The organism is Pseudoflavitalea rhizosphaerae (assembly GCF_003991355.1).
In the GTDB taxonomy this organism is placed as follows: Bacteria; Bacteroidota; Bacteroidia; order Chitinophagales; family Chitinophagaceae; genus Pseudobacter; species Pseudobacter rhizosphaerae.
Genome location: NZ_RCSU01000039.1, coordinates 1 through 528, shown reverse-complemented (window position 1 = coordinate 528; position 528 = coordinate 1). Strand labels below are relative to the sequence as shown.

General features: G+C 43.8%; 1 protein-coding gene. It reads left to right on the top strand.

What is annotated here, in order from left to right:
• On the top strand, positions 1–528 hold a 528-nt coding region (locus D9Y29_RS26415; RefSeq protein ID WP_164735569.1), incomplete at both ends, for a transposase.

The following is a 528-nucleotide window of genomic DNA, read 5'->3' as shown; positions in this document are numbered from 1 at the left end:
ATATGGCATATGATGCTATTGAGCATCTCCCCGAAGATGCTATAGCTATCTATGACCGCAACTTCAGTAACTATAAGATGATAGCCCTGCACCTGTGGCAGGAAAAAGAGCGGAAGTTCATTATCCGTGGCAAAGACAGTATGAACATCATTAAACAATTTATCGAGAGCGCACAAAGCAGTGCTGTTGTTACTATCTCACCTACGCCAGCTGCCATCAGGAGTATGCGAAAATGTGGCTATATCATAACGAGTGCAACCTCACTAAAAGTACGACTGGTGCGCGTAGAGCTGCCAACTTGTATAGAAGTGCTTATTACCAACCTTTGGGAAGAAGAAGGCCACCCTGCAGACCAATTTAAGGAGCTATACGGCTTACGCTGGGGGGTGGAAACCAATATCTCTTTACAGAAAAATATTTTGCAACTGGAAGCTTTTAGTGGGTTAACTACTCACACCGTACTGCAGGATTTTTTTGCCACAGTGATGACAGCCAATCTTCATGCAATACTTATCAAGGATGCACAGA